Source organism: Paenibacillus sp. PK1-4R (genome assembly GCF_030369595.1).
Classification (GTDB): domain Bacteria; phylum Bacillota; class Bacilli; order Paenibacillales; family Paenibacillaceae; genus Paenibacillus.
Genome location: NZ_CP126535.1, coordinates 302,401 through 316,010, shown reverse-complemented (window position 1 = coordinate 316,010; position 13,610 = coordinate 302,401). Strand labels below are relative to the sequence as shown.

The 13,610-nt window shown below is 50.6% G+C and carries 4 protein-coding genes, 17 tRNA genes and 3 rRNA genes; all 24 read right to left on the bottom strand.

Annotated features, from left to right (window positions below; genetic code table 11):
- Nucleotides 1-12 precede the first annotated feature (12 nt).
- The 24 genes from iolD to QNO02_RS01355 all read right to left on the bottom strand — a co-directional run bounded on the left by iolD (nucleotide 13) and on the right by QNO02_RS01355 (nucleotide 13,601).
- Nucleotides 13-1,878, bottom strand: coding sequence for a 3D-(3,5/4)-trihydroxycyclohexane-1,2-dione acylhydrolase (decyclizing) (iolD, locus tag QNO02_RS01470; protein ID WP_289390882.1), 1,866 nt, complete (start codon nucleotides 1,876-1,878; stop codon nucleotides 13-15).
- Between the two features lie 392 nt (nucleotides 1,879-2,270).
- Nucleotides 2,271-2,341: transfer RNA gene (locus QNO02_RS01465), tRNA-Gly, on the bottom strand.
- A gap of 10 nt (nucleotides 2,342-2,351) precedes the next feature.
- Nucleotides 2,352-2,425: transfer RNA gene (locus tag QNO02_RS01460), tRNA-Pro, on the bottom strand.
- A 7-nt stretch (nucleotides 2,426-2,432) separates the two neighbouring features.
- A tRNA-Leu gene (locus tag QNO02_RS01455) sits at nucleotides 2,433-2,511 on the bottom strand.
- 17 nt (nucleotides 2,512-2,528) lie between these two features.
- Nucleotides 2,529-2,605, bottom strand: a tRNA-Arg gene (locus QNO02_RS01450).
- A 7-nt stretch (nucleotides 2,606-2,612) separates the two neighbouring features.
- Nucleotides 2,613-2,687, bottom strand: a tRNA-Gly gene (locus tag QNO02_RS01445).
- Nucleotides 2,688-2,697: 10 nt separating this feature from the next.
- Nucleotides 2,698-2,778, bottom strand: a tRNA-Leu gene (locus QNO02_RS01440).
- 6 nt (nucleotides 2,779-2,784) lie between these two features.
- A tRNA-Lys gene (locus tag QNO02_RS01435) sits at nucleotides 2,785-2,860 on the bottom strand.
- Between the two features lie 10 nt (nucleotides 2,861-2,870).
- Nucleotides 2,871-2,956, bottom strand: a tRNA-Tyr gene (locus tag QNO02_RS01430).
- A 9-nt stretch (nucleotides 2,957-2,965) separates the two neighbouring features.
- Nucleotides 2,966-3,041, bottom strand: a tRNA-Thr gene (locus tag QNO02_RS01425).
- Nucleotides 3,042-3,061: 20 nt separating this feature from the next.
- Nucleotides 3,062-3,137 (bottom strand) — tRNA-Phe (locus QNO02_RS01420).
- A gap of 15 nt (nucleotides 3,138-3,152) precedes the next feature.
- Nucleotides 3,153-3,230, bottom strand: a tRNA-Asp gene (locus tag QNO02_RS01415).
- A gap of 26 nt (nucleotides 3,231-3,256) precedes the next feature.
- Nucleotides 3,257-3,330 (bottom strand) — tRNA-Met (locus QNO02_RS01410).
- 16 nt (nucleotides 3,331-3,346) lie between these two features.
- Nucleotides 3,347-3,422, bottom strand: a tRNA-Val gene (locus QNO02_RS01405).
- Between the two features lie 122 nt (nucleotides 3,423-3,544).
- Nucleotides 3,545-3,616, bottom strand: a tRNA-Glu gene (locus QNO02_RS01400).
- 4 nt (nucleotides 3,617-3,620) lie between these two features.
- A tRNA-Asn gene (locus QNO02_RS01395) sits at nucleotides 3,621-3,696 on the bottom strand.
- Nucleotide 3,697: 1 nt separating this feature from the next.
- Nucleotides 3,698-3,773, bottom strand: a tRNA-Ala gene (locus tag QNO02_RS01390).
- A gap of 35 nt (nucleotides 3,774-3,808) precedes the next feature.
- A tRNA-Ile gene (locus tag QNO02_RS01385) sits at nucleotides 3,809-3,882 on the bottom strand.
- A gap of 38 nt (nucleotides 3,883-3,920) precedes the next feature.
- Nucleotides 3,921-4,037: ribosomal RNA gene (rrf, locus tag QNO02_RS01380) — 5S ribosomal RNA — on the bottom strand.
- A 75-nt stretch (nucleotides 4,038-4,112) separates the two neighbouring features.
- A 23S ribosomal RNA gene (locus QNO02_RS01375) occupies nucleotides 4,113-7,040 on the bottom strand.
- Between the two features lie 309 nt (nucleotides 7,041-7,349).
- Nucleotides 7,350-8,902 (bottom strand): 16S ribosomal RNA (locus QNO02_RS01370).
- Together the 16S, 23S and 5S rRNA genes with 17 tRNA genes alongside form the textbook arrangement of a ribosomal RNA operon.
- A gap of 631 nt (nucleotides 8,903-9,533) precedes the next feature.
- Complete coding sequence (locus QNO02_RS01365) at nucleotides 9,534-10,079, bottom strand: GNAT family N-acetyltransferase (protein WP_289390881.1); 546 nt, start codon at nucleotides 10,077-10,079, stop codon at nucleotides 9,534-9,536.
- Nucleotides 10,080-10,131: 52 nt separating this feature from the next.
- A complete protein-coding gene (locus QNO02_RS01360) occupies nucleotides 10,132-11,736 on the bottom strand; it encodes a response regulator (RefSeq protein ID WP_289390880.1) in 1,605 nt (534 codons plus the stop codon).
- A complete protein-coding gene (locus tag QNO02_RS01355; protein ID WP_289390879.1) occupies nucleotides 11,733-13,601 on the bottom strand; it encodes a sensor histidine kinase in 1,869 nt (622 codons plus the stop codon). Before QNO02_RS01355 ends, QNO02_RS01360 begins: the two co-directional genes overlap by 4 nt.
- Nucleotides 13,602-13,610 lie beyond the last annotated feature (9 nt).

The following is a 13,610-nucleotide window of genomic DNA, read 5'->3' as shown; positions in this document are numbered from 1 at the left end:
TATTAAATCGGATTAAATAGGTCTTGCTTTAGCACGGTTGGCTTGCATGGTGTGATGAGCATGAACTACCTTCTCTTCGGCAGATACCTCAGGTACACCCACATTCCACCATGACTCGTATCCACCTGCGTTGGTTCCAGGCACGACCGGAATCTCAATCAATGTACTCACCGTTTCATTCTTCGCATCTCGGAGTGCCTGTTCCAGCTGTTCTGCCGTCTCCGCTCTATAGGATTTGGCTCCCATGCTTCGTGCGTGTGCAGCAAAGTCCATTGGCATGTAATCCCCGGTCAGTCGTCCACTCTCAGATTCCCGATAACGGAACTCATTGCCGAACCCGTCACTACCATGTTCCCGCTGTAAATTATGAATGCACTGGAATCCATTGTTGTTGAATAAGAGAACGGTCATCTTCTTCTGTTCCTGCAAACTGGTCACAAACTCCGAATGCAGCATCAGATAACTGCCATCACCGACCATGGCGTACACTTCACGATCCGGCTCGGCAAGTGCTGCTCCGAACGCTCCACTTACCTCGTACCCCATACAGGAGAATCCATACTCCATGTGATACGTCTTTGGTTCAGCCGCACGCCACAGACGATGCAGGTCTCCTGGCAGACTGCCTGCCGCACACACAATAACGGAGGAAGGATCAATCGTCCGATTAACTATGCCGACTGCTGTAGTCTGTGCCAGCCCTGCTTCATGTTGAGCTGCATACAGCCGATCCACTTCTGCATTCCACTCAGCGCGGAGATCAGCGATTTCAGATGAACCATATGCACTGCGGTATTGTCTTTGCTGCAATTCCTTCTGCAAAGCCTGCAATCCTTCGCGAGCATCTGCCAGAATGGCTTCCCCGCCTAACTTGGCGGCATCCATGCCGTTCAGGTTAATGTTGATGAATGAAGCTTCCGGATGTTGAAAAGCAGAGCGGGACGCCGTCGTAAAATCGGAGAAACGAGTACCGACGCCGATAACCACATCCGCTTCTCTCGCCAGCCTGTTGGCTGCTAGAGAACCTGTAACCCCGATGGCCCCCACATTCAGTGGGTGGTCCCAAGAAACTGCGCTCTTGCCCGCCTGCGTCTCGGCGATCGGAATACCAAATGCCTCGGCGAACTCCACGAGTTGGGCGGACGCCTCAGAGTACAACACACCGCCGCCTGCAACGAGCAGCGGCTTGCTACCACGAGCAATCTGCTCCGTGGCCCGTTCAATGGCTGCCTGTACCGGAGGGCGACGGTCCAGATAATGTACTTTGCGGGCAAAGAACGATTCAGGGTAATCGTACGCTTCTGCCTGCACATCCTGCGGCAATGCGAGCGTTACTGCTCCCGTCTCTGCCGGGTCGGTAAGCACACGCATGGCCTGTGTAGCAGCAATCATCAACTGTTCAGGACGAACGATACGATCCCAGTATTTACTGACGGCTTTGAATGGATCAGTGGCTGAGATTGTATAATCACTGCTCACTTCCAACTGCTGCAGTACCGGGTCTGGTTCCCGTGTAGCAAAGTTATCTCCTGGAAGCAATAAAACCGGAATCCGGTTCACCGTTGCAGTAGCCGCTGCTGTAATCATATTCAAAGCACCAGGTCCAATGGATGTAGTGCATGCATAGATCTGTCTGCGGTTCTTCTGCTTGGCATAGGCGGCTGCCGTATGCACCATACCTTGTTCGTTCTTGCCTTGCATATACGTCAGGCTTCCCGGACTGCGCTCCAGCGCTTCTCCAATGCCTGTTACATTGCCATGTCCAAAAATACCGATGATTCCCTTCACAAACTTGGTTTCCACCCCGTCAACCGAGATATATTGCTGATCCAGGTATCGAAGCAGTGCCTGGGCCATCGTTAGTCGAATTGTATTCATGAATTGATCGCCTTCCTTTCCTTTACGGGTTAAGCGCTTAATCTACGTTAAGTTTAAGCGCCTTCCCCCTAAAGGTTAAGCGCTTAATTGATATGGTATTACAGGTTAATGATTTACGCAAGCTATTTTTGTAAGCGTTTTTATAAAATGTGATGAAGAAGCTTATATCCAGGCCTTATAAGATGCGTTAGACCTGTTTCACTTGAACAGCGTCCACAATTATCAAGGACAAATTTAAAGGTGGGGAAATTTATGCAAACGTGGGATACATTCTGATACATGATAAAGAGCCATATACTCTCTGAGAGCACCACGCACTAAATTGCCAATAAACCTGTGAACGCAAAAAAAGAAAGAGACGGTTAGTACCATCTCTTTCTTTTAAATATTTAAGCGGGTGATGGGAATCGAACCCACGCTATTAGCTTGGAAGGCTAAAGTTCTACCATTGAACTACACCCGCATAACAACAATCGGGATGACACGATTTGAACATGCGACCCCCTGGTCCCAAACCAGGTGCTCTACCAAGCTGAGCTACATCCCGTTATCTATACCGGCGAGAGGACTCGAACCTCCACGGTTTCCCACTCGATTTTGAGTCGAGCGCGTCTGCCATTCCGCCACGCCGGCAAAATATGAAGTTATAATGGCGCGCCCTGAGAGATTCGAACTCCCGGCCTTTTGATTCGTAGTCAAACGCTCTATCCAGCTGAGCTAAGGGCGCAAAATATTGGAGCGGAAGACGGGAATCGAACCCGCGACCCTCGCCTTGGCAAGGCGATGCTCTACCGCTGAGCCACTTCCGCAAATAAGGGATGCGCGTGGAGGGACTTGAACCCCCACGTCAAAGACGCTAGATCCTAAGTCTAGTGCGTCTGCCAATTCCGCCACACGCGCATATAATGGTGAGTCATGAAGGGCTCGAACCTTCGACACCCTGATTAAAAGTCAGGTGCTCTACCAACTGAGCTAATGACTCATAGAAAAACTGGTGGAGGATGATGGATTCGAACCACCGAACCCGTACGGGAGCAGATTTACAGTCTGATGCGTTTGGCCACTTCGCTAATCCTCCAGGATTACATGGTGCCGGCGAGAGGACTTGAACCCCCAACCTACTGATTACAAGTCAGTTGCTCTACCAGTTGAGCTACACCGGCGTATTACATTGTGTTATAAATGGTGGCTCGGGACGGAATCGAACCGCCGACACGAGGATTTTCAGTCCTCTGCTCTACCGACTGAGCTACCGAGCCTTACTAGAATAAAAATGGCGGAACCGACGGGATTCGAACCCGCGATCTCCTGCGTGACAGGCAGGCATGTTAGGCCAACTACACCACGGTTCCAGATCACTTTCTCAAGGAAAGTGTAATTGCGGGGGCAGGATTTGAACCTGCGGCCTTCGGGTTATGAGCCCGACGAGCTACCGGGCTGCTCCACCCCGCGTCGTTATAAAGTTATATGGTGGAGGCTGAGGGGATCGAACCCCCGACCCTCTGCTTGTAAGGCAGATGCTCTCCCAGCTGAGCTAAGCCTCCATTTTATGACCCGTAGGGGATACTCTCACTTCGTTCGAGACTGCGAAGCTGTTGCTAACGAAGTACATCCTCCGACGAACCTTTGGGATTCTCATCCCTTGTTGAAGCAATAGGTATTGCTATGACCCGTAGGGGATTCGAACCCCTGTTACCTCCGTGAAAGGGAGGTGTCTTAACCCCTTGACCAACGGGCCTTACTGGCTCCCCGAACAGGGCTCGAACCTGTGACAACTCGATTAACAGTCGAGTGCTCTACCAACTGAGCTATCAGGGAATGGTGGAGCCAAGCGGGATCGAACCGCTGACCTCCTGCTTGCAAGGCAGGCGCTCTCCCAGCTGAGCTATGGCCCCATACTCTGGTGTATTTCTTTGTTGTGGTCTTGCTATGGGCCCTGGTGGACTCGAACCACCGGCCTCACCCTTATCAGAGGTGCGCTCTAACCAACTGAGCTAAGGGCCCTTATCAATTTTCGAAAAAAAATACCCCAATGGGGTTTCGCTTGGCGGCGTCCTACTCTCCCAGGACCCTGCGGTCCAAGTACCATCGGCGCTAGAGGGCTTAACGGTCGTGTTCGGGATGGGTACGTGTGGAACCCCTCCGCCATCGCCACCAAACGCGTAGCTTACATTTCAGAGTGTTGTTCTCTGAAAACTAGATTCGAAACGAAACACGCGAATTATCACTTGCTATTGGATAAGCCCTCGACCGATTAGTACTGGTCAGCTCCATGCATTGCTGCACTTCCACCCCCAGCCTATCTACCTCGTCGTCTTCAAGGGGTCTTACATACTGGGAAATCTCATCTTGAGGGGGGCTTCACGCTTAGATGCTTTCAGCGTTTATCCCGTCCGTACATAGCTACCCAGCGGTGCTCCTGGCGGAACAACTGGTACACCAGCGGTACGTCCATCCCGGTCCTCTCGTACTAAGGACAGCTCCTCTCAAATTTCCTACGCCCACGACAGATAGGGACCGAACTGTCTCACGACGTTCTGAACCCAGCTCGCGTACCGCTTTAATGGGCGAACAGCCCAACCCTTGGGACCTACTTCAGCCCCAGGATGCGATGAGCCGACATCGAGGTGCCAAACCTCCCCGTCGATGTGGACTCTTGGGGGAGATAAGCCTGTTATCCCCAGGGTAGCTTTTATCCGTTGAGCGATGGCCCTTCCATGCGGTACCACCGGATCACTAAGCCCGACTTTCGTCCCTGCTCGACTTGTAGGTCTCGCAGTCAAGCTCCCTTATGCCTTTGCACTCTTCGAATGATTTCCAACCATTCTGAGGGAACCTTTGGGCGCCTCCGTTACTCTTTAGGAGGCGACCGCCCCAGTCAAACTGCCCACCTGACACTGTCCCCGCACCGGATTACGGTACCAGGTTAGAACCTAGATACGATCAGGGTGGTATCCCAACGTTGCCTCCATGGAAGCTTGCGCTCCCACTTCAAAGGCTCCCACCTATCCTGTACAGATCGTACCCAAATTCAATATCAAGCTGCAGTAAAGCTCCATGGGGTCTTTCCGTCTTGTCGCGGGTAACCTGCATCTTCACAGGTATTAAAATTTCACCGGATCTCTCGTTGAGACAGCGCCCAAGTCGTTACGCCATTCGTGCGGGTCAGAATTTACCTGACAAGGAATTTCGCTACCTTAGGACCGTTATAGTTACGGCCGCCGTTTACTGGGGCTTCGGTTCACAGCTTCGGGATTACTCCCTAACCACTCCCCTTAACCTTCCAGCACCGGGCAGGCGTCAGCCCGTATACTTCGCCTTACGGCTTCGCACAGACCTGTGTTTTTGCTAAACAGTCGCTTGGGCCTTTTCACTGCGGCCCCCTCGTGCTATTCACACTACCGGGGCACCCCTTCTCCCGAAGTTACGGGGTCATTTTGCCGAGTTCCTTAACGAGAGTTCTTCCGCGCGCCTTAGAATACTCTTCTCGCCTACCTGTGTCGGTTTGCGGTACGGGCACCATCACCTGGCTAGAGGCTTTTCTTGGCAGTGTGAGATCATGACCTTCGCTACTACAATTTTCGCTCCCCATCACAGCTCAGCCTTACAATGTGCGGATTTGCCTACACATCAGCCTTACTGCTTAGACGGACATCCATCAGTCCGCGTCACTACCCTACTGCGTCCCCCCATTGCTCATAACGGCTTACGGTGGTACAGGAATTTCGACCTGTTGTCCTTCGACTACGCCTTTCGGCCTCGCCTTAGGTCCCGACTTACCCTGAGCGGACGAGCCTTCCTCAGGAACCCTTAGGCTTTCGGCGGATCAGATTCTCACTGATCTTTTCGTTACTCATACCGGCATTCTCACTTGTATAATGTCCAGCGCTCCTTACGGTACACCTTCAACCCTTATACAACGCTCCCCTACCCCTGATGCAAAGCATCAAGCCATAGCTTCGGTGGTGTGTTTAGCCCCGTTACATTTTCGGCGCAGAGTCACTCGACCAGTGAGCTATTACGCACTCTTTCAATGGTGGCTGCTTCTAAGCCAACATCCTGGTTGTCTGTGCAACTCCACATCCTTTCCCACTTAACACACACTTGGGGACCTTAGCTGATGGTCTGGGCTGTTTCCCTTTTGACAATGGATCTTAGCACTCACTGTCTGACTCCCGGAAGTAAGTCTATGGCATTCGGAGTTTGACTGAGCTTGGTAACCCTTGCGGGCCCCGCACCCAATCAGTGCTCTACCTCCACGACTCTAGTTTCCGAGGCTAGCCCTAAAGCTATTTCGGGGAGAACCAGCTATCTCCGAGTTCGATTGGAATTTCTCCGCTACCCCCACCTCATCCCCGCATTTTTCAACATGCGTGGGTTCGGGCCTCCAGTGCGTGTTACCGCACCTTCACCCTGGACAGGGGTAGATCACCCGGTTTCGGGTCTACGTCCACGTACTCATTCGCCCTATTCAGACTCGCTTTCGCTGCGGCTCCGGCTCTTCACCTTAACCTTGCACGGGAACGTAACTCGCCGGTTCATTCTACAAAAGGCACGCCATCACCCCTAAAACGGGCTCTGACTTTTTGTAAGCACACGGTTTCAGGTTCTATTTCACTCCCCTTCCGGGGTGCTTTTCACCTTTCCCTCACGGTACTGCTTCACTATCGGTCGCTAGGAAGTATTTAGCCTTGGCAGATGGTCCTGCCGGATTCATACGGGGTTTCACGTGCCCCGCACTACTCGGGATCCGTCTCGGAGGGAACAGACTTTCAACTACAGGGCTTTTACCTTCTTTGGCGGGCCTTTCCAGACCTCTTCACTTAACCGGTTCCTTTGTAACTCCATGTGAGACGTCCCACAACCCCAAAGAGCAAGCTCTCTGGTTTGGGCTTCTCCGCGTTCGCTCGCCGCTACTGACGGAATCACTATTGTTTTCTCTTCCTCAGGGTACTTAGATGTTTCAGTTCCCCTGGTATGCCTCTACACAACCTATGTATTCAGTTGTGAGTAACTGGAAATTACCCCAGCTGGGTTTCCCCATTCGGACACCCCCGGATCAAAGCTTGCTTACAGCTCCCCGAGGCAGTTTCGTTGTTCGCCACGTCCTTCATCGGCTCCTAGCGCCTAGGCATCCTCCGTGTGCTCTTAGTAGCTTAACCTCGTGCTCCGGTTTCGACTGCTCGCTTCCCTTGTTTTGCTTGCGCAAAGCCAAAAGTCGCTCCCACTCGATACCATCGTACGTGCAATCTACCTTATAAAAACACTTCACTTGTTTACACAAGATCAGCTTAAAGGAATGTTCTAATTCGCGTTTGTTTCGTTTCGATATCTAGTTTTCAAAGAACAAGCTCCATGCAAAAGCAAGCTGTTTGAGAGTTTGAGCTCTCAAAACTGAGCAACGAGTGAGTAGTTTGTGCAGCTAAGCTGCGTATTTGAATGTTTCCGTTGCAGGAAACGATTCTCCATAGAAAGGAGGTGATCCAGCCGCACCTTCCGATACGGCTACCTTGTTACGACTTCACCCCAATCATCTATCCCACCTTCGGCGGCTGGCTCCTTGCGGTTACCCCACCGACTTCGGGTGTTATAAACTCTCGTGGTGTGACGGGCGGTGTGTACAAGACCCGGGAACGTATTCACCGCGGCATGCTGATCCGCGATTACTAGCAATTCCGACTTCATGCAGGCGAGTTGCAGCCTGCAATCCGAACTGAGACCGGCTTTGTTGGGATTGGCTCCATCTCGCGATTTCGCAGCCCGTTGTACCGGCCATTGTAGTACGTGTGTAGCCCAGGTCATAAGGGGCATGATGATTTGACGTCATCCCCACCTTCCTCCGGTTTGTCACCGGCAGTCTATCTAGAGTGCCCACCCGAAGTGCTGGCAACTAAATATAAGGGTTGCGCTCGTTGCGGGACTTAACCCAACATCTCACGACACGAGCTGACGACAACCATGCACCACCTGTCTCCTCTGTCCCGAAGGAAAGGTACATCTCTGTACCGGTCAGAGGGATGTCAAGACCTGGTAAGGTTCTTCGCGTTGCTTCGAATTAAACCACATACTCCACTGCTTGTGCGGGTCCCCGTCAATTCCTTTGAGTTTCAGTCTTGCGACCGTACTCCCCAGGCGGAGTGCTTAATGTGTTAACTTCGGCACCAAGGGTATCGAAACCCCTAACACCTAGCACTCATCGTTTACGGCGTGGACTACCAGGGTATCTAATCCTGTTTGCTCCCCACGCTTTCGCGCCTCAGCGTCAGTTACAGCCCAGAGAGTCGCCTTCGCCACTGGTGTTCCTCCACATATCTACGCATTTCACCGCTACACGTGGAATTCCACTCTCCTCTTCTGCACTCAAGTCACCCAGTTTCCAGTGCGATCCGGGGTTGAGCCCCGGGATTAAACACCAGACTTAAATGACCGCCTGCGCGCGCTTTACGCCCAATAATTCCGGACAACGCTTGCCCCCTACGTATTACCGCGGCTGCTGGCACGTAGTTAGCCGGGGCTTTCTTCTCAGGTACCGTCACCTTGAGAGCAGTTACTCTCCCAAGCGTTCTTCCCTGGCAACAGAGCTTTACGATCCGAAAACCTTCATCACTCACGCGGCATTGCTCCGTCAGGCTTTCGCCCATTGCGGAAGATTCCCTACTGCTGCCTCCCGTAGGAGTCTGGGCCGTGTCTCAGTCCCAGTGTGGCCGATCACCCTCTCAGGTCGGCTACGCATCGTCGCCTTGGTGAGCCGTTACCCCACCAACTAGCTAATGCGCCGCAGGCCCATCCCCAAGTGACAGATTGCTCCGTCTTTCCAGTTTCCTTCAGGCGAAGAAAACAACTATTCGGTATTAGCTACCGTTTCCGGTAGTTGTCCCAAACTTGAGGGCAGGTTGCCTACGTGTTACTCACCCGTCCGCCGCTAACCATCAGAGAAGCAAGCTTCTCATCAAGTCCGCTCGACTTGCATGTATTAGGCATGCCGCCAGCGTTCGTCCTGAGCCAGGATCAAACTCTCCAATAAAGTATTGAAAAGAGCGATAAGCTCATTTTGAATCTGACGAGATTAAAAATCTCATTTGTGCTCCAGTGGATCCAAGCCAAGGCTTGTTTCCAACTTTCGCGTTCATTCTGCAAGCAGAATGTTTACTCACTCGTTGTTCAGTTTTCAAAGATCAAACTTGTTTTGTTACCGAGCGTTGTTCTCCTCAGCAACTTTTATATCATAACACTTCCGATCCAACTTAGCAAGCTCTTTTTTTAAGTTTCTTTCGAAGCTTATTTGTTTTGCCTGCGGCACTTTGTTTCTCGTGTTTTTTTGGCCGGAAGTAGAATATATCATATACACAATACAATTACTACTTGTAAAATATCCCATCAGCAAACTAACTATATATTTGATTCAATCTCTTCATAATCTCTTTTTCCAATGGCAATATCCTCTTACTATATCCTATATACACTCACCAGTCTAACCTGTCTCAATATAGGTTGTGAACAGACCTATTCAACATCATTACATTCGTTCTATAAAATAAGAAACATAATACCTCTACTCAATAACGCTGCTATCTATTCTGTCGGTATCAAATCTAATAAATGAACTCCATAGCCTGTGGGCTTTATATAGATTGTGCTTTTCACTTTTTATACTATTAGTCTTTGAACCTGCCCATCACTATCGTGTCGTGATACTGTCCATCCGCGTGTCGCCGATCCTTTTTCAAAATGCCTTCGATCCCAAAGCCGCACTTTTGATATAGCTCGATTGCCTTATCGTTGGATGCCAGCACGTTCAACGTCATCTTCTCTACACCAGTCTGGTCTGCCCATTCTATCGACTTCTCCAGCAAGTTCTTGCCAATTCCATGTCCCCAGAACTGTCTGGTTACACACACGCCGAACTCAACCTTATGGCAAAAGCGCTTCAACTCTCTGCCTTCACATCGGGAGTACCCCACAATCTCGCCCGCCACTACTGCAACAAGGAACAGATTCCGTGACTTCTCAGTGTCCGAATGGATGACCCGACTAAACTCTGCTGCGTCGATATACGCCTCGCCCTCTTCACGATCCATGTTCTCGGTTTCCCCGTCCATTTGTACACGAAGTGAAGACAAGGCCTCAGCATCTTTTTCCTCTGCCGATCTAATGGAGTAAGATAAACCTTTAATGTTATATTCCTGCTGATTGATAATCATAAGAACCATTCCGCCTCTTCCACTTTATTTAAAATACTGTACCTGTATCGCTCTACCCCACCTCAGACGGACTCTTGCCCGTAAGCATTTTGAACACTTGGCTGAAATACGTCGCATTACGGAACCCCGTCATCTCGCTCACCTCATATACCATGTAATGTCCCGACTGCAACAGTTCCAACGCTCTCTGAATTCGGTACCCGTTCAAATAACTCACAAAATTCTCACCGGTCACCCTTTTGAACAGTTGACTCAGATACTTCGGATGTACAAATAATCCCTTGGCTATCGCTTCAAAACTAATCTCTTCGGCGTAATGAAGCTCCACATACTGTTTCACCTGCTCGATAAGTTTATTGCTTTTCTTCTCGCCCATCTCCTTGCGGATCTGTTCCAGCCAGTTGCAGATAATACGATCCATCCAGCTTACCAGATCATGCAACGCATATTTCGATTGAATTTCACGCAAAAAATCACTCATCGTCAGCGGCGGGGGTAACATCGGGTGAAGTCGGTTCCAGCTATGAATCAACGTGTCAAACAGACTGACGGCCACCACCTGTACATCCTGTATGCCAACACAGTTGCCCTCTTTCAGCAAAAGGCAAATATGATGCCATACCTCTTCCGCCAGATCAGGTCTAATATCTGCCCAAGCCTCATTCCATTGACGAAGCAATACTGAATAATCGGTCACACTTGGTTCTGTATCCTCGGACGCTTCATAGTGGTAGATACGACTTCCACCTTGAAACTCTGCTGTTTCCACCGCTTCCCTGCTCTCGAGATAAGAATCTATCACCTCACAGGGGTGACTCTTGGATCTCCCGATTCCAGCACTCACTTCAATTTTCAGATACGTAAAGATCTGATCGATCATCCGCTCCACAAGTGGCAGACATTCCTCCAGATGATCTTTATCTCCTAATAGAAGCAACACAAATACCTGATCCGAATAATCAACGATCTCTACCTGACCATTCATGCGCGCTGCTTGCTCCTTCACCGTCTCCTGAATAATATCAGCCGCCCCATAGCGGAGAAGCTGCCAATCCCGTTCTTTCATCCGTGTCAAAAATACGGGGCGATTCAGTTGCAGACTAATGGCGCGTGTCTGTGAGGACATATGAATGCCTATATAGTCCATGCGTTCTTTAGGCAGTTCGTCTGCCCGATATCGCGTAGTCAGCAGTTCGTGAAGGAATTGTTTGCGCAAATACGGAAGCACCCGTCCAACCTCCTGCTTGTACGTCCGCTCCAGCCGCTCATGCCGCTCCCGCACATCTTGTTCCAGTAGCACCTCCCGCAGCACAGACTCAATCTCCTCAACCTCCGCCGGCTTCAGCAAAAAGTGATTCACACCCCAGCGCATGGCTGCCCGGGCGTTCTCGAATTCGTCATATCCACTAAGAATGATGATCGGCAGGTGGGGATGGTCACGTCGCAACGTCTGTGTGATCTCAAGCCCGGTCATCCCCGGTAGATAGACGTCAGTCATAACGACATCTGGATGCATGCTGTGAAACAGCTCCAGTGCATCCAAGCCATTGGAAGCAGTGCCTGCAATGCTAAGGCCCAGAGAAGGCCAATCGATATGATCTGTTAATGCCTTTACAATATGAGGATCGTCATCAACAAGCATAATGGTCTTCATCATTTTTCACCGTCCAGCCATAGATTTAATTGCTCGTCGGTCTCAATACGCGGCAGCGTAATGGTCACTTCCACGCCACCTGACTCTCTATCGCCCAGTTGAACGCCATACCTCTTCCCGCAATATAACTGAATGCGCTGATGTACATTCCGTACACCGATGCCACACGTTTCTTCGAGTTTCCACCCCTCCGGCAACCCCCGCCCATTATCCATGATACGAATGACGATATCCTCATACGGGCCTTCCACTTCGTGCATATGCACCTGAATTCGAAGTGTACCTTCTTCAGGGTGCCCGTGCATAACTGCATTTTCGATAAAGGGCTGCAAAATGATTTTGGGAATATAACAACCGCGAATACGCGGATCAATCTGCTCCTGATATTGAATGGAGAACGGTAGCCGCTCTGCCTGTATGTTCACGTAGCAACGGGCATGCTCCAACTCATCTCGAACCCGAATAAACAATCTCCCTCCACTCAGTCCGATCCGTAACAGCTTACTGAGCTGCACAATCATGCGACTGATATCCTTGGCTTCGTAATCGAGTGCACGCCAGTGGATCATGTCGAGGGTGTTGTATAGAAAATGGGGTTTGATCTGGGCCTCAAGCAAGCCCGTCTGGGCTTCACGCTTGGCCCGGCTCTCCTCCTTCACCTGTTCCATCAGCGTTGTGAGCTGTGAAGCCATGTGATTAAAGCCATAAGCCAAGTGGGCATATTCCTCCGTAAACGAAAGCTGCACCCGGGTATCGAAGTCCCCTTTCTCCAGTTGTCTCATTCGCTTGATCAATTGTCGCAGTGGGCGGATGATCTGCCTTACAAACAGGTACGCAAGCACAGCTGAGCATAATAGTCCCAGCACCGCGATGCCGAGGATCTGCCAGCCCGCTTGTCTGAGCGGAGATAACAGTGTATATACCGGAATAGTCTGTACGAGGCGCCACTGAAGCATAGCTGGCCTGGAGTACAGCACCAATTGAGCACCTCCGGGTTGGCCGGAAACTACTTCGTATCCGTCTTCACCTGGTTGGACATGTTCCTGAATCCATGCGCTATCTATAATAGAAGAAGATGAATTTACAGCTTCAACCGTTTCTTGAATTGTACTCGCTTCATTTCTTCTATCCGCTCGTCCATTCTGCCCTGCTGGATCAACTCTCCCCATCTGCATTACGACATTACCAGCCGTATCGACCAACAGCACTTTTCCATCAAGCACCATGGGTACATCGGCAAACCTGCGTACGATGTCCGCTCTGCTCAGTCGAATGAGCACATAGGCAACCGTTCCGCCACGACTATCAAAAATCCGCTGAGCGTATCCGACCAGGGATTGGCCCGATTCGTTCTCACGCAACGGAACCCAAGCTGCATCAGCCTTTTCCAGCGTAGTAAACCAAGAGTCGTGTGTAATGGTGTCCACCGGAAATATGTGATCAGCCATAGTGACTGTCACTTCATTAAAGACATCCGTATACAATTCAATGGAGGTGATGCCTTCACTCACAACCATGGTATGATCCAGGATTCGAGAGACCTCTCTCCGCTGGTGAATCTGTGAAAGCCTGCCCGTATCGGCCTTTTCGAGCAGATTGGACAGTTCCCGATTGCTTGCCAAACCGTAGGCAGTTCCGGTTACCCCTGTGATAAAATCAAATCCCCGACGTGTGCTTTCGTTCAGAAGAGCCAGACGTGCTTTGCTAATCTCGGCAAATGTGACCGCAGAGAAAGACTGATATGCCAGCCAGACAACAACCGAGACAAGCAACAGGTTAAACGCAATAAAGCAAGTCACCATCAACGTGGAGAGCTTGCTTTGTTGCAGCTTTTGATTAATGAATGAAGACCATCTTCCTTTCCCCATGGAAAAATC